Annotated in this window: 23 protein-coding genes; 5 read left to right on the top strand and 18 right to left on the bottom strand. The window is 75.6% G+C overall.

Annotated elements, in window-relative coordinates; all coding sequences use genetic code 11:
• Nucleotides 1-8 precede the first annotated feature (8 nt).
• From tsaE to B9L22_RS01080, 4 genes are all read right to left on the bottom strand, one after another.
• Entirely contained in the window at nucleotides 9-563 is a 555-nt protein-coding gene (gene tsaE, locus B9L22_RS01065; RefSeq protein WP_198947217.1) for a tRNA (adenosine(37)-N6)-threonylcarbamoyltransferase complex ATPase subunit type 1 TsaE, read from the bottom strand.
• 20 nt (nucleotides 564-583) lie between these two features.
• A complete protein-coding gene (gene alr / locus B9L22_RS01070) occupies nucleotides 584-1,828 on the bottom strand; it encodes an alanine racemase (RefSeq protein WP_198947218.1) in 1,245 nt (414 codons plus the stop codon).
• A gap of 205 nt (nucleotides 1,829-2,033) precedes the next feature.
• The gene (locus B9L22_RS01075) at nucleotides 2,034-2,942 is read right to left on the bottom strand and encodes a pseudouridine synthase (RefSeq protein ID WP_031315756.1); all 909 of its coding nucleotides are present in this window, start codon (nucleotides 2,940-2,942) and stop codon (nucleotides 2,034-2,036) included.
• Between the two features lie 191 nt (nucleotides 2,943-3,133).
• Nucleotides 3,134-4,942: a bifunctional ADP-dependent NAD(P)H-hydrate dehydratase/NAD(P)H-hydrate epimerase gene (locus B9L22_RS01080; protein WP_086148950.1), complete on the bottom strand. Its 1,809-nt coding sequence runs from the start codon at nucleotides 4,940-4,942 to the stop codon at nucleotides 3,134-3,136.
• 147 nt (nucleotides 4,943-5,089) lie between these two features.
• Here B9L22_RS01080 and B9L22_RS01085 point away from each other — a divergent pair, with 147 nt between their 5' ends.
• Nucleotides 5,090-6,139, top strand: a complete 1,050-nt coding sequence (locus B9L22_RS01085) for a TIGR03560 family F420-dependent LLM class oxidoreductase (RefSeq protein WP_086149595.1) — start codon at nucleotides 5,090-5,092, stop codon at nucleotides 6,137-6,139.
• Nucleotides 6,140-6,194: 55 nt separating this feature from the next.
• Here the strand turns inward: B9L22_RS01085 and B9L22_RS01090 are convergent, their stop codons facing one another.
• The 3 genes from B9L22_RS01090 to glmS all read right to left on the bottom strand — a co-directional run bounded on the left by B9L22_RS01090 (nucleotide 6,195) and on the right by glmS (nucleotide 9,685).
• The gene (locus B9L22_RS01090) at nucleotides 6,195-7,034 is read right to left on the bottom strand and encodes a hypothetical protein (RefSeq protein ID WP_143317000.1); all 840 of its coding nucleotides are present in this window, start codon (nucleotides 7,032-7,034) and stop codon (nucleotides 6,195-6,197) included.
• Between the two features lie 322 nt (nucleotides 7,035-7,356).
• Nucleotides 7,357-7,707: a holo-ACP synthase gene (locus B9L22_RS01095; protein WP_021482029.1), complete on the bottom strand. Its 351-nt coding sequence runs from the start codon at nucleotides 7,705-7,707 to the stop codon at nucleotides 7,357-7,359.
• 100 nt (nucleotides 7,708-7,807) lie between these two features.
• Nucleotides 7,808-9,685 carry a glutamine--fructose-6-phosphate transaminase (isomerizing) gene (gene glmS, locus B9L22_RS01100; RefSeq protein ID WP_086148952.1) on the bottom strand — a complete coding sequence of 626 codons (1,878 nt, stop codon included), beginning with the start codon at nucleotides 9,683-9,685 and terminating at the stop codon, nucleotides 7,808-7,810.
• Between the two features lie 189 nt (nucleotides 9,686-9,874).
• Here glmS and B9L22_RS01105 point away from each other — a divergent pair, with 189 nt between their 5' ends.
• Entirely contained in the window at nucleotides 9,875-10,771 is an 897-nt protein-coding gene (locus tag B9L22_RS01105; protein ID WP_086149596.1) for a DUF72 domain-containing protein, read from the top strand.
• A gap of 94 nt (nucleotides 10,772-10,865) precedes the next feature.
• Nucleotides 10,866-11,855, top strand: coding sequence for a type I pantothenate kinase (gene coaA / locus B9L22_RS01110; RefSeq protein WP_044144243.1), 990 nt, complete (start codon nucleotides 10,866-10,868; stop codon nucleotides 11,853-11,855).
• Nucleotides 11,856-11,884: 29 nt separating this feature from the next.
• Here coaA and B9L22_RS01115 read toward each other — a convergent pair whose 3' ends face one another.
• The 8 genes from B9L22_RS01115 to B9L22_RS01150 form a co-directional block, all read right to left on the bottom strand.
• On the bottom strand, nucleotides 11,885-12,754 hold the full coding sequence (locus tag B9L22_RS01115; RefSeq protein ID WP_086148953.1) for a DedA family protein: 870 nt from the start codon (nucleotides 12,752-12,754) through the stop codon (nucleotides 11,885-11,887).
• A gap of 265 nt (nucleotides 12,755-13,019) precedes the next feature.
• Entirely contained in the window at nucleotides 13,020-13,664 is a 645-nt protein-coding gene (locus tag B9L22_RS01120; protein WP_369824779.1) for a peptide deformylase, read from the bottom strand.
• Nucleotides 13,661-15,022, bottom strand: coding sequence for a phosphoglucosamine mutase (gene glmM / locus B9L22_RS01125; RefSeq protein WP_086148955.1), 1,362 nt, complete (start codon nucleotides 15,020-15,022; stop codon nucleotides 13,661-13,663). The genes B9L22_RS01120 and glmM overlap by 4 nt, the downstream gene beginning before the upstream one ends.
• A gap of 149 nt (nucleotides 15,023-15,171) precedes the next feature.
• Entirely contained in the window at nucleotides 15,172-15,660 is a 489-nt protein-coding gene (gene rpsI, locus B9L22_RS01130) for a 30S ribosomal protein S9 (protein ID WP_021479846.1), read from the bottom strand.
• Between the two features lie 45 nt (nucleotides 15,661-15,705).
• Complete coding sequence (gene rplM, locus B9L22_RS01135) at nucleotides 15,706-16,149, bottom strand: 50S ribosomal protein L13 (RefSeq protein WP_021479847.1); 444 nt, start codon at nucleotides 16,147-16,149, stop codon at nucleotides 15,706-15,708.
• A 170-nt stretch (nucleotides 16,150-16,319) separates the two neighbouring features.
• On the bottom strand, nucleotides 16,320-17,240 hold the full coding sequence (locus B9L22_RS01140) for a rhodanese-related sulfurtransferase (RefSeq protein ID WP_086148956.1): 921 nt from the start codon (nucleotides 17,238-17,240) through the stop codon (nucleotides 16,320-16,322).
• 20 nt (nucleotides 17,241-17,260) lie between these two features.
• Nucleotides 17,261-18,955 (bottom strand): ABC-F family ATP-binding cassette domain-containing protein, encoded by a 1,695-nt coding sequence (locus B9L22_RS01145; protein ID WP_086148957.1) that lies wholly within the window; start codon nucleotides 18,953-18,955, stop codon nucleotides 17,261-17,263.
• A 167-nt stretch (nucleotides 18,956-19,122) separates the two neighbouring features.
• Nucleotides 19,123-19,752, bottom strand: coding sequence for a DUF937 domain-containing protein (locus tag B9L22_RS01150; RefSeq protein WP_086148958.1), 630 nt, complete (start codon nucleotides 19,750-19,752; stop codon nucleotides 19,123-19,125).
• A 142-nt stretch (nucleotides 19,753-19,894) separates the two neighbouring features.
• On the opposite strand from B9L22_RS01150, the gene B9L22_RS01155 reads away from it, so the two are divergent.
• The gene (locus tag B9L22_RS01155) at nucleotides 19,895-20,296 is read left to right on the top strand and encodes a DUF5709 domain-containing protein (RefSeq protein ID WP_034654904.1); all 402 of its coding nucleotides are present in this window, start codon (nucleotides 19,895-19,897) and stop codon (nucleotides 20,294-20,296) included.
• A 46-nt stretch (nucleotides 20,297-20,342) separates the two neighbouring features.
• On the opposite strand, the gene truA is transcribed toward B9L22_RS01155, so the two are convergent.
• On the bottom strand, nucleotides 20,343-21,236 hold the full coding sequence (gene truA / locus B9L22_RS01160; protein ID WP_086149597.1) for a tRNA pseudouridine(38-40) synthase TruA: 894 nt from the start codon (nucleotides 21,234-21,236) through the stop codon (nucleotides 20,343-20,345).
• Nucleotides 21,237-21,352: 116 nt separating this feature from the next.
• On the opposite strand from truA, the gene B9L22_RS01165 reads away from it, so the two are divergent.
• Nucleotides 21,353-22,123, top strand: a complete 771-nt coding sequence (locus B9L22_RS01165) for an ROK family protein (RefSeq protein WP_034654905.1) — start codon at nucleotides 21,353-21,355, stop codon at nucleotides 22,121-22,123.
• A 4-nt stretch (nucleotides 22,124-22,127) separates the two neighbouring features.
• Here the strand turns inward: B9L22_RS01165 and B9L22_RS01170 are convergent, their stop codons facing one another.
• Nucleotides 22,128-23,003 carry an alpha/beta fold hydrolase gene (locus B9L22_RS01170; RefSeq protein ID WP_255376866.1) on the bottom strand — a complete coding sequence of 292 codons (876 nt, stop codon included), beginning with the start codon at nucleotides 23,001-23,003 and terminating at the stop codon, nucleotides 22,128-22,130.
• Between the two features lie 153 nt (nucleotides 23,004-23,156).
• A complete protein-coding gene (gene rplQ / locus B9L22_RS01175; protein WP_021479761.1) occupies nucleotides 23,157-23,714 on the bottom strand; it encodes a 50S ribosomal protein L17 in 558 nt (185 codons plus the stop codon).

Raw genomic sequence — 23,714 nt, forward strand, 5'->3', positions numbered from 1 at the left:
GCCGGGCGCTACGGGGTCAGCGCGGCGACGTCGAGACCGGCCCAGCGTGCCCCCACGCCGCGCACGGTCACGCGCCGCTCCCCCGCCTCGGGGGCGTCGTCGTCCGGGCCCTGCTCCGCGCCGACCCCGCCGCGCGGGCGCTCGAGCACGATCTCCAGGCGGTCGCCCGCGAGCGCCTCGACGAGGCCGCTGCCCCACTCGACGACCGTCACCGACTCGTCCAGGCTCGAGTCGAGGTCGAGCGCGTCGACCTCGTCGAGCGACCCCAGGCGGTACGCGTCCACGTGCACGAGGGCCGGGCCCCCGACGACGGACGGGTGCTCGCGCGCGACGATGAACGTCGGGGACGCGACCTGGCCGCGCACGCCGAGCCCCGCCCCGATCCCCTGGGTGAGCGTCGTCTTCCCCGCCCCGAGGTCGCCCGTGAGGATCACCAGGTCGCCCGCGCGCAGCACCGCGGCGAGGGCGCGGCCGAACGCGCGGGTCGTCTCGGCGTCGGGCAGCACGACGACGCCGCCCGGCGCGTCGTCGGACGCGGTCCCCCCGGCGGCGGGCGCCGGGATCGAGTGGTTCGGGTCGTCGCTCACGCGCGGACCGTCCTTTCCGTGCTGTCGTGCGTGCTCGGGTCGCGCGCCAGGAGCGCCCGCGCGCCGTCGTCGAGCACGTGCGTCCCCACGTGCTCGCGCGGCACGCGCGCACCGAGGCGCGTCGTGATCTCGTAGCTGATGGTGCCCCCCGCCTGCGCCCAGTCCTCGGCCGTGGGGACCCCGCCACGCGCCACGCCGTCGCCCGCGCCGAACAGCGTGACGACGTCGCCCGCGCGCTCGGTCGCGTCCGGGCCGAGGTCGAGCACGAGCTGGTCCATGCAGACCCGGCCCGCGACGCGCACGACGCGCCCGCCGGGCTCTCCGGGCCGGGCGCCGACGAGCACCGGCCCGCCCGGCGCGCCCGCGGGCCCGCCGCCCGACGCGTGGCGCGGGATCCCGTCGCCGTAGCCGAGCGGCACGACGCCGAGCGTCGTGTCCTGCGGCGTCGTGTAGTGGTGCGAGTAGGAGACGCCGTGACCGCCGGGCACGCGCTTGACCGTCGCGAGGCGCGCCTCGAGCGTCATCGCGGGGCGCAGGCCGAACCGCGACGGCGGCCCGAGCTGCGGCACGGGCGTCATCCCGTACGCGGCCAGGCCCGGGCGCACGAGGTCGTAGTGGGTGCGGGGGGCGGTGAGCGTCGCGGCGGAGTTCGCGAGGTGGCGCAGCTCCGGCACGACGCCCGCCCGGGCGGCCTCGCGCACGGCCTCGTCGAAGACGTCGGCCTGCGCGACGACGGTCGGGTGGCCGGGCTCGTCCGCGAACGCCAGGTGCGACCACATGCCGACGACGCGCACGGCACCCTCCGCCTCGGCGCGCGCCACGGCGTCGAGCACGTCCGGCAGGTCCGCCGGCATGATCCCGTTGCGGCCCAGGCCCGTGTCGACCGCGAGGTGCACCCGGGCGGTCCGGCCCGCGGCCCGCGCCGCCGCGACGACCTCGTCCACGGCCCAGCGCGCCGCGAGCGACACGTCGACGTCCGCCTCCACGAGGTCGCGCAGCGGCGCGCCCGGCGGGTACAGCCACGTGAGCACGCGCGCCCGGTCCGGGCCGACGCCCGCCGCCCGCAGCGCGAGCGCCTCGCCCGGCTGCGCCGTCCCGAGCCACGTCGCACCGCCCGCGAGCGCCCCGAGCGCGCTCGCGACGAGCCCGTGCCCGTACGCGTCCGCCTTGACCACGGCCATCACCTCGGACGACGGCGCGAGGTCCGCGAGCGCCCGCACGTTGTCGCGCACCGCCGCCAGGTCGACGACGGCGCGGGCCGGGTAGGCGCGGGGGTCCGGGCCGTCGGAGCCGCTCGTGCGGGACGTCGGGGCGGGGCCCGCGAGGGAGCCCGCCCGGGCGCCGGTCGGGACGGTGCCGGGGGCGCCGGCGGGTGTGCCGGCGGGTGTGCCGGGAGAGGTCGTGCGCTGGGTGTCGCTCACGGTCGTCGATTCTCTCACCCGCGCGTCACCACGCGGAGAGCGCGCGGTCCGTCGCGAAGCGGCGCTCGCGGCCCGTGAACGGGTCCGTGAACGCGAGCGACCTCGACACGAGCTGGAGCGGGCGCGAGTAGTCCTCGGGCGAGACGTCGTACGGCTCGGGGTAGAAGTTGTCGTGCACGATCGGCACGCCGAGCCGCGCCATGTGCAGGCGGAGCTGGTGCGTCCGGCCGCTGTGCGGCTCGAGCCGGTACCGCGCGAGCCCGCGCGCCGGGTCGGTCTCGACGACGTCGACGCGGCTCTCGGCGTTGGGCTCGCCGTCCACCTCCTCGGCCCGCATGACGCCGCGGCGCTTGACGATGCGGCTGCGCACGGTCGCGGGGAGGTCGAGCGACGCGTCCCACGGCGCGACCGCCTCGTAGGTCTTGCGCACCTCGCGCCGCGCGAAGAGCTCCTGGTACGCCCCGCGCACCTGCGGGCGCAGCGTGAGCAGCAGGACCCCCGCGGTCACCCGGTCGAGGCGGTGCGCCGGGCTGAGCTCGGGCAGGTCGAGGTCGCGGCGCAGCCGCACCAGCACCGACCGCGCGACGTACGCCCCGCGCGGGATGGTCGCGAGGAAGTGCGGCTTGTCGACGACCAGCAGGTCCCGGTCGCGGTGCAGCACGCGGACCTCGAACGGCACGTCCGGCTCGACGGGCGGGTCGCGGTAGAGGAACACGAACCCGCGCGGCTCGTACGGCGTGCGCGCGTCCACCGGGCGCCCGCGGCCGTCGACGACCTCGCCCGCCGCGACCTTCTCCGCGAGGCGCGCGGCGTCGTCGGGGAAGCGGTGGCGCACGTAGTCGAGGGTGCGCGGGTACCGCGCGACGCTCTCGGCGTCGTGCGGCAGCACGAGGCGCGTCGGGTTGAGGCCGTCGCGCACGGGGAGGGGGACCACGCCCTCCACGGTACCGGCGGCGTCCCCGCGGTCGGTGCGCGTCGCGCGTGGGTGCGGTGGGGTGCGCAGGCGGTGCGGTCGCGTGGGCGCGACCGGCGTGGTCGACGCGCGGGCGCGACCGGCGTGCTCGGCGCGCGGTGGGGCACGCCGTGGGCGCGGTCGGCGCGTGGTGGGGCACGCCGTCTGCGCGGTCAGCGCGCGGCGAGCAGCTCCGCGACGACCCCCGGGACCGCGTCCGCGACGTCGAGCGCCGCGACGGGACCGCCCGGGTTCGCGCGCTCCGCGGCGAGACCGTGCACGACGGCGGCTGCCGCAGCAAGCCGCGCGGCGAGGCCCGGCTCCCGCACGACGCGCTCCGCGTGCGCCGCGAGCAGCGTGCCGAGGATCCCGGCGAGGACGTCGCCCGCCCCGGCGGTCGCGAGCCACGCGGGCGCGTCCGCCTGCGACCACGCGCCCTCCGGCCCGACGACGACCGTCGCCGACCCCTTGAGCAGCACCGTCGCGCCGGTGGCCTCGTGCGCGCGACGCGCCCACCGCAGCGGCTCGGCCTCGACGTCGGTCCGCGTCACGTCGTCGCCACGCGCCCGCAGGAGCGTCGCGAGCTCCCCGGCGTGCGGGGTGAGCACGACCGACGGCGGGCAGCGGTCGGGCAGCAGGGACAGAGCGCCCGCGTCGACGACCGCGGGCACGCGCTCCGGCGTCGCGTCGGTTGTCGTCGCGTCGGTTGTCGTCGCGTCGGTCGCCGTCGCGTCGGCGAGCGCCGCCCGCGCGCGCTCGTGCTGCCCGCCGTCGTCGACCGGGTCGTCGCCCGGGCCGGGGACCGCCGGGACGCCCGGGCCCAGCACCCAGGACTGGACGCGGCCCGCGGCGGGCACCACCTCGGGTCGGGCCGCGAGGACGGCGCGCGTGGCGTCGTCGGGCCCGCCGTAGCGCACCATGCCCGGACCCGTGCGGACGGCCGCGGTGGTGACGAGCACCGCGGCACCCGGGAAGGTCGGCGTGCCCGCCACGACGCCGACGACGCCGCGCGTGTACTTGTGGTCGGTCGCGCCGGGCACGGACCAGAGGGCCGCGACGTCCGCCGGCTCGAGCCGGCGCACGACCGGCGTCGTGGTCCCCCGGTCCGGGGCGGGCGCGTCGGGGCCGGGTGCGCCGGGGGCGGGCGCACCATGGGCCGGTGCGCCAAGGCCGGGTGCGTCAGCGCCGGGTGCCTGGGGGCCGGGTGCGCCCAGGCGCAGCCCGATGTCGACGACCGCGCCGTGCCCCGCGAGGTGCGTCGCGGGCGGCAGGAGCAGCCCCGGCTTGGCGGCGCCGAACGTCACCGTGCGGTCGGCGCGCAGCACCGGGCCCGGCACCGTGCCGTCGTCGACGCCGATGCCGCTCGGCGCGTCCACCGCGACGACCCACGGCCGATCGAGTCCTTCGGGACCGTGCGCGGGGTCGCCGTCGAGCACCGCGGTCAGGCGCTCCACGAGGTCGGCCGCGACCCCGCGCAGCGCCCCGCGCGCGCCGATCCCGACGAGGCCGTCGAGCACGACGTCGGCGCGCGCCGCCTGGGCAGCGACCCGGTCGGCGACGTGCGGGTCGAGGTGGTCGCGGTGGTGGTCGTCGTGGCGGTCGCCGTGCGCCGCGCCGTCGGGGCTGCCCACGAGCACCTCGACGCGCCCGCCCGCGTCCCGGAGCGCCGCGAGACCGCCGGCGTGCGCGTGCTCGCCCGTGAGCACAGCCAGCACCTCGACGCCGCGGCGCGCGAGGTACGCGCCCGCGTGCAGCGTGTCCCCGCCGTTGTTGCCCGAGCCGACGAGCAGCACCGCCCGGGCGCCGGTGACGCGCCCGTCGCGGCGGCCGCCGTCGGGCAGGGCGACCGACCGCCGTCGGGCGAGGTCGCGCGCGACGACGGTGGCGAGCGCGAACGACGCGCGCTCCATGAGCGGGACGCCCGCGGCGAGCAGGGGCTCCTCGGCGGCGCGGACGTCGGCGACGGACCAGGCTTCGATCATGACCTCATCCTGCCCATCGGGCGCCGAGGCCGCCTGCGCGGCGCCCGCGCCGAGCCGGCCGGGGCGACGACCGCCGGGACGGCCGAGGGTTGAGACGGTCCCCGCGGGCGCGCTGCGGGCCGCGCGGACCCGCATAGGGTGACGAGCATGCGATTCGGACTCTTCATCCCGCAGGGCTGGCGCTACGACCTCGTCGACGTCGCGCCCGAGGACCACTGGAAGACGATGCTCTCCCTGCTCCACTACGCCGACAACGCGGCGGCGGGCGAGCCCCTGCCCGGCGGCGAGTTCGCGTGGGACGGGGTGTGGGTCTACGACCACTTCCACACGACCCCGACCCCGAGCACCGAGGCGACCCACGAGGCGTGGACGCTCATGGCGGCGTTCGCCGCGGCGTCGCAGCGCGTGCGCCTGGGCCAGATGTGCACGTGCATGGCGTACCGCGAGCCGACCTACCTCGCGAAGGTCGCCGCGACGGTCGACCACGTCTCGGGCGGCCGCCTCGAGATGGGCATCGGCGCGGGCTGGTACGAGCACGAGTGGCGCGCCTACGGGTACGGCTTCCCCAGCGCGGGCGAGCGCCTGCGCGCGCTCGACGAGGGCGTGCAGATCATGGCGCGCATGTGGCGCACGGGGTCGTCGGGCACGTTCGAGGGCCAGCGCTACCAGGTGGACGGCGCGCTGTGCTACCCGCAGCCGCTGCAGCGCGTGGCGGTCGACGGCGAGGGTGCCGTGCCGAGCATCCCCCTGTGGATCGCGGGCGGCGGCGAGAAGAAGACGCTGCGCATCGCGGCGCAGCACGCCCAGTACACGAACTTCGACGGCTCGCCGGAGGGCTTCGCCCACAAGTCCGCCGTGCTCGAGCAGCACTGCCGCGACCTGGGCCGCGACTTCGGGGAGATCACGCGGTCGGCCAACTACAACGTCGTCATCGGCGAGACCGAGCAGGACGTCGCGGACCGCCTCGCCCGCGTCGAGGAGCACGCGCGCCGGTACTTCCCCGAGAAGGCGGACGACAGCATCGCGTCGTGGCGGAACGGCCCCCTCGTCGGGACGCCGGAGCAGATCGTCGAGACCCTCACGGCGCTGCGCGACCAGGGCCTCGGCTACGCGATCGGCTACTTCCCCTTCGCCGCGACCGACCGCGACCAGCTCGAGCTCTTCCAGCGCCAGGTGATCCCGGCCCTGCAATCCTGACCCACTCCCCTTCCCCCCTCCCCGGGCAGTCCGCCGAGCATGGGGTCGTGGCCTGTCAGAGCGACCCGACGGGCCACGACCCCATGCTCGGCGGGGGCCTTCCGCCGTTTCTGTGCAGAGCCGCCCGGACAGTGCGGCCGATCGTCCCGACGTCGCGACCTGTGAAGCGCAGGACGTCGATCCTTCCCGTCGCGACCAGAGTGTTCTGCCGGGTTCGGTCTGAGAACACCGCATGCGGAGTGCTGTGGACGTCCTGACCGTCCAGCTCGGCGACGAGCCACCGACCGTCGCGGTAGCGCCAGGCCAGGTCGCCCCGTGCGACGACCCTCCCGCCGTGGTCGTGGACGGGAAGCTGCAGCGTGCGCGGCGGCACGCCCTCGTCGATGCAGTCGAGCCGGGCGAAGGACTCGAGGGGTGACTCGGCCCGCGCGTCGGCCATCTCCCACAGCGTGTGCCGACTGGCGACACCGCGTCTCCCGCGCGCGTGCTCGTGCGCGCGGCGCAGCCCGTCCGCGTCGATGAGGCCCTGGTGGAGGGCGGAGTCGAGCACGGCGAGGCCGTTCGCGCGCGGGAGCTCGGGGACAGCCTGCGCGAGCGCCCAGTCGAGCGTCACGACCCGCCTGCCCCGGATCTCGGTGGTCGTCATGCCCGCGTCGAACTGCCGCAGCGCGATCCCGTCGCGGTCGAGCCGGTTGCGCCCACGAGGGACGGCTGCCTCGGGCCGGAGGGTCGGCGGCAGCCCGCGGACGCCGTGGAGGACGAGCGCACAGGACCCGACCGCCACCGCGTCCCCGCCGAAGGCGAGCAGGCCCGTCCAGGCGGCCCAGGCTCGTCGCTCGTCCCACGACCGGTCGGTGAGCGGGGCGGCACTGACGTCGTAGACGCCGCGGGTCACGCGCACGAGGGTCGCCCGGCGCGTCAGGCCGGCAACGTCCTTGTCGCTCAGGCCGTGCCCTCGGCACTGGGCGATGGAGACGAGACCGCCCTGGACCGCGGCGACGGAGAGCAGGGCCGGGGGAATCTGAGCACGACGCACAGGTGCCACCCCACCGCACGAGGACCCGTCGTCGTCGGGCCAGGCGACTGACCTGTGGACGACGACCCGACGTCGCGTCCTGTGGACGACGCCGAGGCCCCACGGCCGCCGTTCACCATGCGATGGGAGCCCGTCCGGCTGCCTTGACGGGCGGCAACGGCATGTTCGGCGGGAGAGGGGTTCAGCCTTCCGCGACGACCATCGCCGAGGCGATGCCGGCGTCGTGGGAGATGCTCAGGTGCCAGGCCGTGATGCCGAGCGCGTCCGCACGTGCCGCGACCGTGCCGGTGATCTCGACCTCCGGCGGGCCGCCGACGACGCGGTGCACCGTCGCGTCGTGCCAGCGCATGCCCGCGGGGGCACCCAGCGCCTTGGCGATGGCTTCCTTGGCGGCGAACCGCGCGGCCAACGACGCGGGAGGCAGGTCCCGCTCGGCCTCGGTGAACAGCTTCTCGCGGAGCCGGGGCGTGCGCTCCAGGGTCTCCATGAACCGCGCGACGTCCACGACGTCGATCCCCACGCCCTTGATCATGCGCCCACCCTAAGACTGCCCGCTCCCCCGCCGAGCATGTGGTTGTGGCCCGTCCGGAGATCCGGACGGGCCACGACCACATGCTCGGCGGGGCCGGGGGCTACTCGACCGTGACCGACTTCGCGAGGTTGCGCGGCTGGTCGACGTCGAGGCCCTTCGCCGTCGCGAGCGCCATCGCGAAGATCTGCAGCGGCACGACGGCCAGCAGCGGCGAGAGCAGCGTCGGGGACTCGGGGATCCAGAAGATCTCGTCCGCGTAAGGGCGCACGGCGTCGTCCCCGTCCTCGGCGATGACGAGCGTGCGTGCGCCGCGCGCCCGGATCTCCTGGATGTTCGAGATGACCTTGGAGTGCAGGCCCTCGCGGCCCTTCGGCGACGGCACGACGACGAACACCGGCTGGCCCTCGTCGATCAGCGCGATCGGGCCGTGCTTGAGCTCGCCGGCCGCGAAGCCCTCCGCGTGGATGTACGCGAGCTCCTTGAGCTTGAGCGCGCCCTCGAGCGCGACGGGGAACCCGACGTGGCGCCCGAGGAACAGCACGGACGAGGCGTCCTTCATCGACCGGGCGGTCGCGCGCACGTACTCGCCGCGCTCGATGACGGTCTGGATCTTGCGCGGCATCTCGCGCAGGTCCTCGAGGATCGCCGCGATCTCGTCGGGGAACTTGTTCCCGCGCAGCTGCGCGAGGTAGAGGCCCAGGAGGTACGCGGCGGTGATCTGCGACAGGAACGCCTTCGTCGAGGCGACCGCGATCTCCGGGCCGGCGTGCGTGTAGAGCACGGCGTCGGACTCGCGCGGGATCGTCGAGCCGTGCGTGTTGACGATCGAGATGACCTTCGCACCCTGCTCGCGCGCGTGGCGCACGGCCATGAGCGTGTCCATGGTCTCGCCGGACTGGGTCACGGCGACGACGAGCGTCTTCTCGTCGACGATCGGGTCGCGGTAGCGGAACTCGTGCGCGAGCTCGACCTCCACCGGGATGCGGCACCAGTGCTCGATCGCGTACTTCGCGACGTGGCCCGAGTACGCCGCCGTGCCGCACGCGACGACGATGATCTTGTCGACCGAGCGCAGCACGGCCTCGTCGATGCGCAGGTCGTCGAGCACGAGCTTGCCCGACGGGTCCGTGCGGCCGAGGAGCGTGTCGGCGACGGCGTGCGGCTGGTCGTGGATCTCCTTGTCCATGAAGGACGAGAAGCCGCCCTTCTCCGCGGCGGCCGCGTCCCAGTCGACCGTGTAGCGCTTCGCCTCGGCGGGGTTGCCGTCGAAGTCGGTCACCTCGACCGACGTCGGGGTGATCGTGACGATCTGGTCCTGCCCGAGCTCGAGCGCCTCCTTGGTGTGGGAGATGAACGCCGCCACGTCGGAGCCGAGGAAGTTCTCGCCCTCGCCCAGCCCGACGACGAGCGGCGAGTCGTGCCGCGCGCCCACGACCGTGTCGGGGGCGTCGGCGTGCACGGCGAGGAGCGTGAAGGTGCCCTCGAGCCGCCGCGCCACCTGCCCCATCGCGAGCGTGAGGTCCTTGGTGTCGCGGTACGCCCGCGCGAGGAGCTGCGCCGCGACCTCGGTGTCGGTCTCGGACCGGAACGTCACGCCCTCGGCGAGCAGCTCGGCCTTGAGGGTCGCGAAGTTCTCGACGATGCCGTTGTGGATCACGGCGAGGCGGTCGTCGTCCGCGAGGTGGGGGTGCGCGTTGGTGTCCGTCGGGCCGCCGTGCGTCGCCCACCGCGTGTGGCCGATCGACGCGGTCGCCGCGGGCAGCGGGTGCGTCTCGATCTCCTGCACGAGGTTCGCGAGCTTGCCGGACTTCTTCGCGAACGCGACGGCGTCGACGCCGGGCGCGACGAGCGCGACCCCGGCCGAGTCGTAGCCGCGGTACTCGAGCCGTCCGAGTCCTTCGAGAGCGACGTCGAGGGGTCGCCCCGAGGCCTCTCCGAGCATGGTTCCAGGGCCCACGTAGCCCACGATTCCGCACATGGTGATCGAGTCTAGCCACGGACCCGCGCCCCTTCGGGGCCGCACGATCTCGCGGTTCTTCGTGAGGTCTGCTGCCTAATCGGGCCCCGCGCGGCGCGCGGGCCGTCCTCGTGCCCGGGCGCTCGTCGCGTGCCGGTCCGCCACCCGTTCACCGGGCGTACGACGCGCGGCACCGCGAGGCTGGTGCTCGTGCCCACCGTCCGGATCGGTCTCTCGGGGTGGCGGTACGCGGACTGGCGCGGACCGTTCTACCCCGCGGGGCTCCCCCAGCGCCGCGAGCTCGAGCACGTCGCCTCGCTCTTCCCCGCCGTCGAGCTCAACGGATCGTTCTACTCGTTGCAGCGGCCGTCGTCGTTCGTCGCGTGGCGCGACCAGACCCCCGAGGGCTTCACGTTCGCGGTCAAGGGACCGCGCTTCGTCACCCACATGAAGCGGCTGCGGGACGTGCGGACGCCGGTCGCCAACTTCCTCGCGAGCGGCGTCCTCGCGCTCGGCAGCAGGCTCGGGCCCGTCCTGTGGCAGCTCCCGGCGCGGACCGCCTTCGACCACGACCTGCTCGACGCGTTCCTCACGCTCCTGCCGCGCACCACCGGCGAGGCGGCGCGGCTCGCGCACGAGCACGACGACCGCCTGCGCGTGCCCGCCTGGACGGAGACGGACGCGGACCGCCCGCTCGTGCACGTGCTCGAGCCGCGGCACGCGTCGTTCGCCACGCCGGAGGCGCTCGACCTCCTGCGCCGGCACGGGGTCGCGTTCGCCGTGTCGGACGGCGCGGGCCGGTGGCCGCTCGTCGAGGCGGTCACGAGCCCGCTCGTGTACGTGCGCCTGCACGGGGACCAGGAGCTCTACCGCAGCGGCTACCGGCCGCACGTGCTCGACGCGTGGGCCGAGCGCGTGCGCGCCTGGCACGCCGCGGGCCACGACGTCGAGGTCTACTTCGACAACGACGTGGACGCCCACGCTCCGGCCGACGCGCTCGCCCTCATGGCCCGCCTGCCCGACCTCGCGCTCCCCGGCCCGGGGCCCGCCGTCGAGCCGACGCCGCGCCGTCGTCGGGCCGCGCGCGGGGCCGACGACGCCCGCTGAGACGACCCGCGGAGGGCGGTCCCGCCGTGCCCTCGTCGGGACGCGAAGCCGGCCCGTGCACCGGCACGGGCGCGCATCCGGCAGAATCGGGCGGGTGTCCTCCCCCGCCGACGACCCGTCCGACCTCCTGCGGGCCCACCTGGCCGCGCCGTCGTCCTCGCCGTACGTCGATCTCGACCGGGCCGTGTGGAGCCGGCTGTCGGAGTCGACGCCGCTGCCGCTGACCGACGACGACGTCGCGCGACTGCGCGGCCTCGGTGACCCGATCGACCTCGCCGAGGTCGACGCCGTCTACCGGCCGCTCTCGCGCCTGCTCAACCTCTACGTCACCGCGACGTCCGGCCTGCACGAGGCGACGTCGACGTTCCTGCGCGAGGAGACCGGCAACACGCCGTACGTCATCGGCGTGGCCGGCTCCGTGGCCGTCGGGAAGTCGACGACGGCGCGCGTGCTGCGCGAGATGCTGGCCCGCTGGCCGGAGACCCCGCGCGTCGAGCTCATCACGACCGACGGCTTCCTCTACCCCAACGCGGAGCTCGCGCGCCGGGGCCTCATGGACCGCAAGGGCTTCCCCGAGTCCTACGACCGTCGCGCGCTCATCCGGTTCCTGTCCAAGGTCAAGGCCGGCCACGCCGAGGTGCGGGCCCCCGTCTACGACCACCTCACGTACGACATCGTGCCGGGGGCCGAGGCCGTCGTCCGCAAGCCCGACGTCCTCGTCGTCGAGGGCCTCAACGTGCTCCAGCCGGCGCGCCCGAGCGCGCACGACGAGTCGACCGTCGCCGTGTCGGACTTCTTCGACTTCTCGATCTACGTGGACGCCCGCACGCGCAACATCCGCCAGTGGTACGTCGACCGGTTCCTCGCGCTGCGCCGCACCGCGTTCGCGCGCCCCGAGTCGTACTTCCGTCGCTACGCCGATCTCACGGACGAGCAGGCGGTGGAGCGGGCGAAGTCGATCTGGGACGCGATCAACGCGCCGAACCTCGAGCAGAACATCCTGCCGACGCGCGGCCGCGCGACCCTCGTCCTCACGAAGGGCTCGGACCACTCGGTCCAGCGCGTCCGCCTGCGCAAGCTCTGAGGCGGCCCGCTCAGCACACGGGCGGGGGGTCAGGTCGCGCGGGGCGGCGTGCCCGACGACGTCGCCCCCGACGACCCGGGCGGCACTGTCCCGGAGGCGTCCGCTGCGCGCGGACCGGGCAGGGGCTCGCCGGTCACCGGGCCGGTCACCGTGCGCCCGTCGGCCGTCGCGCCCCCGCCGGGCGCGGTCGCGGCCGGTGTCCCGCCGGTCGTCGGCGCAGTCCCGGCCGGGTCGGTCGCGCCCTCCCCGGCCGGCGCCTGCGGCGTCGGCGGCAGCTCGCCGCGCTGGCGCGCCCGCATCATGAGCACGCGGTCGATGACGAACCCGCTCCCGACGCCCAGCACGATGCCCACGACCATCGCGAGCAGCGGCTCGTGGCCCAGCCACCGGGCGGCGACGAGCCCGATGAGCACCGAGTAGACGGCCCACGTCACCGCCGCCACGGCGGAGAACGCCATGAAGCGGCGCCGCGGGTACCCGACGGCGCCGGCCGTCATGTTCACCGCGACGCGGCCCACGGGGATGTAGCGCGCCGCGAGGATGAACGACGCGCCGCGGTGCGCGAGGGCGCGCTCGGCCCACCCCACGGCGCGACGCCCGCGGGGCGTGCGCAGGATGCGCAGGCGCTCCGTGCCGACGGCGCGGCCGATCGCGAACGCGATCTGGTCCCCGGTCCAGGCGCCCAGGGCCGCGACGAGGAGCACGAGCACGAGGTTGGGTTCGCCGGTCGCGTGCGCGGAGACCGCGAGCGTGATGACGACCGACTCGCTGGGGACCGGCGGGAAGAACCCGTCGATCGTCGCGAAGCCGAACAGGGCGGGATAGATCCACGCGGACGCCGCGAGGGCGAGAATCCAGTGCTCGAGATTCTCCAGGAAGATCGACACGGCGTCGGGCAACGGCGTCCTCGTTCGTCTGCTGGCGGGGAGGCCAGGCGGGCGGTGGCGGCAGGTCGGTCGTCCTGCACCAGGACAAGCCTACGGAGCGCGAGGACGCCGACCATCAGGGAGACCCCCGGTTCACCCCTGAGGACCCCGGGCGCGACGGCGCCGCGCCCGTGACGATTCTGCCGTGCCCGCCGCGGCAGTTCGTCATCCCGACGGACGACTTCCCGCGGCGGGCCCGTACGTCGTGAGGACCAGGGGCCCGCGGACGCCCGGTGAGCTAGTTCCCGGCGTCCGGGAGCCGCGCGACCCCGAGGGTCGAGGACAGCGTGCGCAGGTCGGCGGCGTCGAGGTAGAGCTCGCCCCGCAGGTGGTCCGTCTCGTGCTGGACGATGCGCGCGGGCCACCCGGTCAGCACGTCGTCGAACGGCTCGCCGGCCTCGTCCTGGCCCGTGAGCCGGACGGCGTGGGCGCGCGTCCGCTCGGCCTGCCAGCCGTGCACGGACAGGCAGCCCTCGAAGAAGGTGCGGGTCTCCTCGCCGACGACCTCGTAGCGCGGGTTCACGAGCACCCGGTACTCCAGGGGGCTCCGCTCCCGGTCGTCGCCGACGTCCGGTGCACCCGGGTCCTCGACCACGGCCACCGCGAGGCCGATGCCGACCTGCGGCGCGGCGAGCCCCACGCCGGGCGCCGCGCGCATGGTCGTGCGCATCGCGTCGAGGAAGCGCGGCAGCGCGTCGCCGAGCTGGCCCGCGTACGGCACGGCCGGCGTGCGCAGCACGGGGTGGCCGGCCTGCACGATCGGCAGGACGCCGTCCGGGTACGCGGCGAGGAGCGCGAGCACGTGCTCGCGCAGCGCCTCGTCGACCCCCTGCCGCACGGTCGTGCCCGCCTCGCGTCCTGTCGGCCGTCCGGACGCGCTCACAGGGCGAGCCGCTCGCGCACGACGCCCGCGAGCTGCCCGGCGACCGCGTCGGCCTGCTGCTGCGTCGCCGCCTCGACCATGACCCGGACGAGCGGCTCGGTGCCCGACGGCCGCAGGAGCACCCGTCCCGTCTCGCCCAGCGAGCGCTCCGCACCGGCGACCGCGGCCAGCAGCGCCTCGTCGGTCGACGCGCGCGCCTTGTCCACGCCCGGGACGTTGAGGAGGGTCTGCGGGAGCCGCTGCACGACGCCCGCGAGGTCCGCGAGCTTCTGGCCCGTCGCGCGCACCCGCGCCGCGAGCTGGAGGGCCGTGAGCACGCCGTCGCCCGTCGTCGCGTAGCGCGACATGACGATGTGGCCGGACTGCTCGCCGCCCAGGCCGTAGCCGTGGGCGCGCATCTCCTCCAGCACGTACCGGTCGCCGACCGCCGTCTGGACGGTGCTGATCCCCGCCGCGCGCATCGCGAGCAGGAGCCCCAGGTTGCTCATGACCGTCACGACGAGCGTGTCGTGCGGGAGCGCGCCCTCGTCCTTGAGCGCGAGGGCCAGGACGCCCATGATCTGGTCGCCGTCGACGACGGTGCCGCCGTGGTCGACCGCGATGCAGCGGTCCGCGTCGCCGTCGAACGCGACGCCGAAGTCGGCCTCGGACGCGACGACGACGGCCTGGAGCTGCTCCGGGTGGTTCGAGCCGCACGCCGCGTTGATGTTGCGGCCGTCGGGGCTCGCGTTGATGACGACGACGTCCGCGCCGGCCGCACGCAGCGCCGCGGGCCCGACGTCGCTCGCCGCGCCGTTCGCGCAGTCGACCGCGATCCGCAGGCCGGACAGCGGCTTGTGGTCCTCGTCGGCGCCGATGCTCGACATGAGGTGCTCGACGTACGCGCCGCCCGCGCGGCCCGAGTCCGGGGAGATGCGGCCGACGACGCCGTGCGTCGGGCGCTCCCACTCCTGGCCCAGCAGGCTCTCGATGCGGTCCTCGACCGCGTCGTCGAGCTTCACGCCGCCGCGCGCGAGGAACTTGATCCCGTTGTCCTGCATGGGGTTGTGCGACGCCGAGATGACGACGCCGAAGTCGACGTCCATGGTGCTCGTCAGGTAGGCGACGGCCGGGGTCGGCAGGACTCCGACGTCCTTCACGTCGACGCCCGCGCTCGCGAGCCCCGCGATGAGCGCGGCGCCGAGGAACTCCCCGGACACGCGCGTGTCGCGCCCGACGACCGCGCGCGGGCGGTGCCCTTCCTCCTGACCGCTCGCGAGCACGCGGGCCGCGGCGACGCCGAGGTCCAGCGCGAGCTCCGCCGTCACGTTGCCGTTCGCGAGACCGCGCACCCCGTCGGTGCCGAAAAGCCGTCCCATGGAAGTCCTTCCCCTCGTACCGGCCGTACGCCGACCGTACGACCGTCAGCCGCTGCCCGCCGTCGACGGGTCTTGGTCACCGCTCCTCACAAACGCCGTCGGCCCCGGTGGACGAGGTCCACCGGGGCCGACGAGCGCACAGCGCAGGATCAGCGCTTGGAGTACTGCGGTGCCTTGCGGGCCTTCTTGAGACCGGCCTTCTTGCGCTCGACGACGCGGGCGTCGCGAGTGAGGAAGCCGGCCTTCTTCAGCGCGGGGCGGTTGTGCTCGGCGTCGATCGCGTTGAGCGCGCGCGCGATCGCCAGGCGCAGCGCGCCGGCCTGGCCCGAGGAGCCGCCGCCCGTGATGCGGGCGACGACGTCGAAGCGACCCTCGACGTCGACCAGCTTCAGCGGGGAGTTGACGAGCTGCTGGTGGACCTTGTTCGGGAAGTAGTCCTCGAGCGTGCGCCCGTTGACCTTCCAGGTGCCGGTGCCGGGGACGAGGCGCACGCGCGCCACGGCCTCCTTGCGGCGGCCCAGGGCCTGGCCCGGGGCGGTGATGCTCTGGCCGCGGCCCGTGGGGGCGGCGGACTCGGAGGTGTAGGTGCTGGGCGTCTCGTCGCCCAGGGTGTCGGTGTCGACGGTGGTCTCGGCCACGGGTGGTGTCCTCGCGTCTCTCTGTGCGCTACGCCTGGGCGGCGATTACTGCGCGACCTGGGTGATCTCGAACGGCTTCGGCTGCTGAGCGGCGTGCGGGTGCTCGGCACCCGCGTAGACCTTCAGCTTGCCGAACTGGGCGCGACCGAGGGTCGTCTTGGGGAGCATGCCCCGGACGGCCTTCTCGACGGCACGCTCGGGGTGCTTGTCGAGCAGGTCGCCGTAGGCGACGGCACGCAGACCACCCGGGTAACCGGAGTGGTTGTAGGCCATCTTCTGCTCGCGCTTGTTGCCGCTCAGGGCGACCTTGCCGGCGTTGATGACGATGACGAAGTCACCGCCGTCGACGTGCGGAGCGAAGGTCGGCTTGTGCTTGCCGCGCAGCAGGGTGGCCACGTGGGTGGCCAGGCGGCCCAGGACGACGTCGGTCGCGTCGATGACGTACCAGTCGCGCTGGACGTCGCCGGGCTTCGGGGTGTACGTACGCACGGTCGTAGCCTTCGTTTCTGTCTCAGGATGTCTTCTTCGACCGCTGAAGCGTGCGGCCGAGAGGGCAGGTCGTTGCGCGGCGGGCTCGGTCGACACCCGCTCCTTGGCCGGCAGCGAGTGGGCGCGCTAGCGACACGGGTGTCGTGAGATGAGCACAACGACTCACCAGACTACCCGCGAGGCAGGCCGCCGGTCAAAGCGGCCGGACGCTCCCGGACGCACGTCTCGCAGCGCGTCGAGCGGGCCTCGTGGACGCAGCCGGAGCAGTACAGGCGCAGGGTCCGGCAGCTCGGGTCGGCGCAGTTCTCGTACTTCGCCGTCGGCGCCCCGCACGCCGTGCACGCGCCGAGCGGCGTCGACCCCGGGCCGAGCTCGACGTGCATGCGCTCGTCGAACACGTAGAGCGACCCCTCCCACAGTCCCTGCGAGCCGAACACCTCGCCGTAGCGCACGACGCCGCCGTCGAGCTGGTACACCTCCTCGAACCCGCGGGCGCGCAGCAGGGCCGACAGCACCTCGCACCGCACGCCCCCCGTGCAGTACGTGACGACGGGCCGGCCCTTGAGGTCGTCGTAGCGGCCCGAGTCGATCTCGGCGACGAAGTCCCGCGTGGTCGCGACGTCGGGCACGACGGCCCCGCGGAAGCGGCCGATCGCCGCCTCGAACGCGTTGCGGCCGTCGAGCATCACGACGTCGTCGCCGCGCTCCTCGACGAGGTCGTGCAGGGCCTGCGGGCTCAGCCGCTCCCCGCCGCCGACGACGCCGTGCTCGTCGACCCGGACCTCGTCCGGCACGCCGAACGCGACGAGCTCGGGGCGCACCTTGACGGACAGGCGCGGGAAGTCGCGGCCCGTGCCGTCGGACCACTTCACGTCGACGCCCTCGAAGCCCGGGTACCGGCGCGTGGTCTTCACGTACTGCTTGAGGTCCTCGACCGTCCCGCCGAGGGTCGCGTTGATCCCGTGCTCCGACACGATCACGCGACCCGTGAGGTGCCACCGCTCCCCCAGCGCCTGCTGCCAGAGCTGCACGGCACGCGGGTCCGGCAGCGGCGTGAAGGCGTAGAAGAGCACGATCTTGTGGACGGCCATGCCCACCAGGATAGGGAGGGCTAGCGCGCCCGACGGACGCGCTCGACGTCCCAGACGGGCTCCGGCGCCTCGACGACCTCGCCGTCCTCGCGGAACACGAGGAACCGGTCGAATCCGCGGGCGAACCACCGGTCGTGCGTCACCGCGAGCACGGTGCCCTGGAAGGCCGCGAGCCCCGCCTCGAGCGCCTCCGCCGAGTGCAGGTCGAGGTTGTCCGTCGGCTCGTCGAGCAGGAGGAGCGTCGCGCCGTCGAGCTCGAGGAGCAGGATCTGGAAGCGCGCCTGCTGGCCACCGGAGAGCGTCTCGAAGCGCTGCTCGGCCTGGCCCACGAGCTCGTACCGGTCGAGCGCCCGGCTCGCGCCCTCGCGCCCCATGCCCGCCCGGTGCCCCTCGCCGCGGTGAAGGATCTCCAGCAGCGTGCGCCCGCGCAGCTCCGGGTGGTCGTGGTTCTGCGCGAACCACCCCGGCCGCACCCGAGACCCGAGCACGGCCCGGCCCGTGTGCGCCACGGGAGCGGGCGCCGCCGGGCCGTCGGCCACGTCGTCGGGCACGGTGCCCGGCTCGGGGTCGCTCCCGCCCGCGGCGAGGAGGCGCAGGAAGTGCGACTTCCCGGAGCCGTTCGAGCCGAGCACCGCGACGCGCTCGCCGAAGAACACCTCGACGTCGAACGGCTTCATGAGCCCCGTGAGCTCGAGCCGCTCGCACGTCACCGCGCGCTTGGCCGTCCGCCCGCCCGTGAGCCGCACGGTCACGTTCTGGTCGCGCGCGACCACCTCGGGACGCCCCGCCTCCTCGAACTTGCGCAGGCGCGTGCGCGCGGCCTGGTACCGGCTCGCGAGGCCGTCGTTGAACGCGGCCTTCGTCTTGAGCGTCCGCACGAGCTCCTGGAGCTTGGCGTGCTCCTCGTCCCAGCGGCGCGCGAGCTCGGCGAGCCGGTCGCGCCGGTCCGCACGGGCCTGGGCGTACGTCGCGAAGCCGCCGCCGTGCACCCACACCGTGCCGCCGCCCGGCGTCGGCTCGAGCGTCGCGACCTGGGTCGCGGTGCGCGACAGCAGCTCGCGGTCGTGGGACACGAAGAGGACCGTCTTGGACGACGCGACGAGCCGCTCCTCGAGCCAGCGCTTCGTCGGCACGTCGAGGTGGTTGTCCGGCTCGTCGAGCAGCAGGACCTCCTCCGGCCCCCGGAGCAGCGCCGTGAGCGCGAGCCGCTTCTGCTCGCCCCCGGACAGCGACCGCACGTCGCGCCACTGCGCCTTCTCGAACGGGACCGACAGCACCTCGTCGGTCACCTCGTCCCAGCCGGCCTCGGCGTCGTAGCCGCCCACGTCCGCCCAGTCCACGAGGGCCTGGGCGTAGCGGAGCTGGGCGGGCTCGTCGTCGACCGTCATGATGTCGTGCTCGGCGGCCGCGAGCTCGAGCGCCGCCTCGCGGACGGCGGTCGGCGCGAGCCCGACGAGCAGGTCGCGCACCGTGCGGTCGTCGTCGATGCGGCCCACGTCCTGGCGCATCACCCCGAGCCCGCCGCTGCGCACGACGGCACCGCCGTGCGGGGCGACCTCGCCGGTGACGATGCGCAGCAGCGTCGACTTCCCGACGCCGTTGGGCCCCACGAGCGCGACGCGCGCGCCGTCCGCGACCCGCAGGTCGACGCCGTCGAGCAGGGTGCGCCCGTCGGGCAGGTGATACGTGACGTCGCTGAGGTCGAGGTGTCCCACCCCGTCATGGTCCCCGACGTCGGCCGTGCGGTCACGCGCTTTGCGGACCCCGGCGTCCGGCACCTCGGCCGGGCCGGCGCCACCCGCCGCCCGGCACCACGGCCGGCGGGCGCCGGGACGCGGGACGCCGGGTGGTGGGATGGCGGGTGGCGGGATGGCGGGACGGCTCAGCGCCGGCCGCCACCGAGGAGGCCGCCCAGCCCGCCCAGGAGGTCGCCGAGACCGCCGCCGGCGCCCGACCCGCCGCCCAGGAGCCCGCCGAGGACGTCGCCCAGGCCGCCCCCGCCGGTCTGCGGGGCGCCCGGCCGCTCGCCCGCGCCCTTCCCCGCCGCTGTTCCGGTCGAGGTGCCGCCCGCCGTGCTGCCCGAGGTGCCGCTCGTGGCGCCGCCCGACGACCCGGCGCCGCCGAGCTGCTTCGCGAGGAAGGCCAGCGCGATCGGCGCGAGCGCGGGCAGCACCTTCGCGAGCAGGTCCTTGCCGGTGCCCGTCGACTGGGCGAGCTGCGCGACGACCGCCTGCTCGTTCTGCCCGAACACGTGCCCGACGATCTTGCGGCCGTCGTCGGTGTCGACGTCGTCGAGGTCGACGCCGCCCTCCACGAGCGCCGGGTCGTGCTGCGCGAGGGCCTCGCCGAGCGACGCCGCGCCCGCCGGGTCCTGCGCGTTGGCGCGCAGCCCGCCCAGCAGCGCGGGCAGCGCCGCGCCCACCGCGCGCTGTGCCGTCGCCTCGTCGACGCCGAGCCGACCGGCGAGCTGGTCGAGCGGGACGGTGGACAGGATGTCGTCGATGCCGGCCATGGGGTCGTCCTCCGGTTCAGGGGTGCTCCAGCGGGTGCGCACCGGGGCGCGGTGCGGCCCCACCGTAGTCCCGGCCGGGCGCCCTCGCAGGCACTCGCGTCCGGGGCTGCGTCCGTCCCCGTGAGGTGCCAGGGTGGGACGCATGAGCGAAGACACCACCGCCACGAGCCCCGACCCGGAGACGGGCGCCGAGGGCGACACCGACCAGCTCCAGCCCGAGGAGACGCTCCTCGACCGCGGCGTGGACGACGTGCTCGACGAGGGCTACTCCCCGCCCGAGCGCCCCCGCTCGAACCACTTCGGCGAGACGCCGTGGGAAGAGGTGCACGGCGAGACGCTCGACCAGCGCCTCGCCGAGGAGGAGCCGGAGGAGTGGGAGCGCGACCCGTCCGAGCGCCCCGACGAGACCCGCGCGGGCCGCCTCGTCGCGGACCCCGACGCCCTCGACGGGCGCCAGAACGACACGTACGCCGACGACGAGGGGATCTCCGGGGGCGCCGCGGGCGCCGAAGAGGCCGCCGTCCACGTCGTCGAGGAGCCCTGAGAAGCCCCGAGGAAGCCCTGAGGACGAGCGCCCGCCCGCGGCCGGCTCAGGCCGGCTCGCGGGGCGGCGCGTCCTCCCAGACGTCCTCCTCGTTCCGCACGGCGCGGATGCGGTCGGCACGCGCCGCGAGCTCCGCGTCGGGCGGGTAGGTGACCTCCTCGAGCACGAGCCCGTGCGCCGGCACGACGCCCGCCCCCGCGTCCCGGCGCCGGCTCGCGAGGAGCTCCGCGGGCCACCCGACGTCGCGGCGCCCCTCCCCCACGGCGAGCGACGCGCCGACGAGCGCGCGCACCATGTTGTGGCAGAACGCGTCCGCGCGGACGTGCGCGACCACGAGGCCCGCGTCGGGCCCGTCCGCCGGGCGCGACCACGACAGGTGCTGCAGCTCCCGGATGGTCGTCGCGCCGGGTCGCGGCTTGCAGAACGCCGCGAAGTCCCGCACCCCGAGCAGGGGCCGCACGGCGGCGTCCATCGCCGCGACGTCGAGCGGCCGCCGGTTCCACAGCACCCACTCCCGGCGCAGCGGGTCGCGCTGCGCCGGGTCGTCCGCGACGCGGTAGGTGTACGCGCGGTGCAGCGCGGAGAATCGGGCGTCGAACCCGGCCGGCGCCTGCGCCGCACGGTGCACGACGACGTCCCCCGGCAGCACGCCGCCCAGCCGCGCGACGAGCGCGTCCTCCGGCGCGCGGTCGGACCGGCCGGGCAGCGCCTCCCACTGCGCCCGCGTGAGGTCGACGTGCGCGACCTGCCCCCGCGCGTGCACGCCCGCGTCCGTGCGCCCCGCCACCGTGAGCCGCGGCGCCGCGCCCCGCAGGATCGTCGCGAGCCCGTCCTCGAGCGTGCCCTGCACCGTGCGCAGCGTCGGCTGCCGGGCCCAGCCGGCGAACGCCGTCCCCTGGTAGGCGAGGTCCAGGCGCACGCGCACGACGTCGTCCGTCACGTCGGGTCGCGGGGCGTCGGGGTCCGGGAGGGCGGGGGGCGGGACGGCGGTCACGGGAGTTCACCGTAGTCGCCCGCCCGTGCGCCGCGCGCGCCGCCGTGCCTACGCTGCCGCCCATGACCGGCGACCCGCACGACGTCCGCACCCTCGCCGTCGACTGCGGCGGGGGCGGCATCAAGGCGAACGTGCTCGACGCGTCGGGCACCGCGCACGCCGCGGCGGTGCGCGTCCCCACGCCCTACCCCCTCCCGCCCGACCTCCTCGTCGAGACGGTCGCGGGCATCGCGGCCACGCTGCCTCCGGCCGACCGCGTCACGGTGGGCATGCCCGGGATGATCCGGCGCGGCGTCGTCGTGCACACGCCCCACTACGTGACGCGCAGCGGGCCCCGGTCGCGCGTGGACCCGGCGCTCGTCGAGGCCTGGACGAGCTTCGACGTCCGCGCGGCCGTCGAGCGCCGGCTCGGCGTCCCGGCGCTCGTGCTCAACGACGCCGAGGTGCACGGCGCGGGCGTCGTCGCGGCGTCCGGGCTGGAGCTGGTGCTGACGCTGGGGACGGGGCTCGGCTCCGCGCTGTTCCACGGGGGCCGGCTCGCGCCGCACCTCGAGTGGTCGCGCGCCCCGGTGCGGCGCGGCACCACGTACGACGAGTACGTCGGCGAGCCCGAGCGCCGCCGCCTCGGCGACGGGCTCTGGTCGCGCCGCGTCCTCGCGGTCGTCGAGGGGCTGCGGCCCGTGTTCTGGTGGGACCGCCTCTACCTGGGCGGCGGCAACTCGCGCCGGATCACCCCGAGCGTCCTCGACCGGCTCGGCGACGACGTCGTCGTGGTGCCGAACTCGGCGGCCCTCGTCGGGGGCGCCCGCGCGTGGGACCTCCCGCCGGCCTGACGCCTCAGCGACCGGCCGTGCCGCGGTCCGGCTCCCCGTCCGCGGTGCGCTGCCTGGGCGCGGCCGCGGCGGGCTCGAGGACGCCGGGCGTCGCGCCCTCGTCCCCGCCTCCCGGAGGCGCGCCCGCGGCGAGCGCGCCGTGCGCGTCGAGCAGGACGCGGTTGAACGCCACGGGCGCGTCCAGGCTCACCAGGTGCCGCGCGCCCGGGACGACGACGAGCCGGGCCGAGGCCCCGCCCGCGCGCGCCGCGGCGAGGAACCCGCGCTCCCCGAGCCGGAAGTGGTCCCAGCGCCCGTTGACGAGCCAGACCGGCGAGTCCGCCGCCGCGAGGGCCCGGACCGGGTCGACCGACCCCACCTCGCGCAGGATCGCGCTCATCACGTCGAGGGCGAACCCGCCGGCCGCGAGGTCGGCGGCGGCCTGGGCCGTCATCGCCCGGTCGACGAGCGCCTGGTTCAGCCCGGCTCCTCCGTCCGGGAGCCGCTCGATGCCGCGCGCGAGGACGAGCCAGCCGCCGCGCAGGCGCGTCGACGGCGGCGTCGAGCACGCGGCGGCGACGAGCCCCACGACGCGCTCCGGGTGCCGCGCGCGCGTCTCGATCGCGACGTAGCCCCCGAGGGACAGCCCGACGACGAGCGCGCGTCCGCCGACCTCGTCGATCCCGGCCGCGACCGCCTCGACCGCGCCGTCGAGCGTGAACGCCTCGCCGCGCCGCACCCCGTGGCCCGGCAGGTCGACCGCGACGGCCCGCACGCCGGCACGACCCAGCGCCGCGAGCTGGTCGCGCCACATCGAGCGCGACGTGCGCGACCCGTGCACGAGGACGACGGGCGGCCACGTCCCGGTCCCGGTCCCGGGCGACGCGTCGGTGGAGGTCACGTCTCGACCGTAGGCCCTGCTCCACGCGAGATCGACCGGGGAACACGACAGGGCCGGAGGCTCGCCAGAGCCGGGGACGCCGCAGGGCCCGGGACCGTACGGTCCCGGGCCCTGCGCGTCGAGCCCCGGAGGGCTCAGGCGGGAAGAGGAGGCTCAGGCCTCCTTCTTCTCCTCCGTGGCGTCCTCGACGGGCGCGTCCTGGACGTCCTCGGCGGGAGCGTCCTCGACGGCGGCGTCCTCGACGGGCGCGTCCTCGACCTTGTCGGCCTTCTTGGACGGCTTGTCGGCCTTCTTCTTGCTCGCCTTCTCGGCAGCCTTCTCCGCCTCGCGGACGACGGCCTGCTTCGGGCTGACGGGCTCGGTCACGAGCTCGATCACCGCGAGGGGCGCGTTGTCGCCCTTGCGCGTGCCGACCTTCGTGATGCGCGTGTAGCCACCCTCACGCTCCGCCATCTGCGGGGCGATCTCGGTGAACAGCGTGTGCACCACGGACTTGTCGCGGACGACGCGCAGGACGCGACGGCGCGCGTGCAGGTCGCCGCGCTTGGCGAACGTGATGAGGCGCTCGGCCACCGGGCGCAGGCGCTTCGCCTTGGTCTCGGTGGTCGTGATGCGGCCGTGCTCGAAGAGCTGGGTGGACAGGTTCGCGAGCATCAGGCGCTCGTGAGCCGGTCCGCTGCCGAGCCGGGGGCCCTTGGCGGGGGTAGGCAT

The sequence above is a fragment of the Cellulosimicrobium sp. KWT-B genome, from assembly GCF_002127155.1.
GTDB classification, from domain to species: Bacteria; Actinomycetota; Actinomycetes; order Actinomycetales; family Cellulomonadaceae; genus Cellulosimicrobium; species Cellulosimicrobium funkei.

Excerpts from the sequence above, each read along its gene's own strand:
- B9L22_RS01080 (WP_086148950.1), bottom strand. The coding sequence starts at position 4,942 with ATGATCGAAGCCTGGTCCGTCGCCGACGTCCGCGCCGCCGAGGAGCCC.
- B9L22_RS01085 (WP_086149595.1), top strand. The coding sequence starts at position 5,090 with ATGCGATTCGGACTCTTCATCCCGCAGGGCTGGCGCTACGACCTCGTC.
- B9L22_RS01095 (WP_021482029.1), bottom strand. The coding sequence starts at position 7,707 with ATGATCAAGGGCGTGGGGATCGACGTCGTGGACGTCGCGCGGTTCATG.
- glmS (WP_086148952.1), bottom strand. The coding sequence starts at position 9,685 with ATGTGCGGAATCGTGGGCTACGTGGGCCCTGGAACCATGCTCGGAGAG.
- glmM (WP_086148955.1), bottom strand. The coding sequence starts at position 15,022 with ATGGGACGGCTTTTCGGCACCGACGGGGTGCGCGGTCTCGCGAACGGC.
- B9L22_RS01140 (WP_086148956.1), bottom strand. The coding sequence starts at position 17,240 with ATGGCCGTCCACAAGATCGTGCTCTTCTACGCCTTCACGCCGCTGCCG.
- B9L22_RS01150 (WP_086148958.1), bottom strand. The coding sequence starts at position 19,752 with ATGGCCGGCATCGACGACATCCTGTCCACCGTCCCGCTCGACCAGCTC.
- B9L22_RS01155 (WP_034654904.1), top strand. The coding sequence starts at position 19,895 with ATGAGCGAAGACACCACCGCCACGAGCCCCGACCCGGAGACGGGCGCC.
- B9L22_RS01165 (WP_034654905.1), top strand. The coding sequence starts at position 21,353 with ATGACCGGCGACCCGCACGACGTCCGCACCCTCGCCGTCGACTGCGGC.
- rplQ (WP_021479761.1), bottom strand. The coding sequence starts at position 23,714 with ATGCCTACCCCCGCCAAGGGCCCCCGGCTCGGCAGCGGACCGGCTCAC.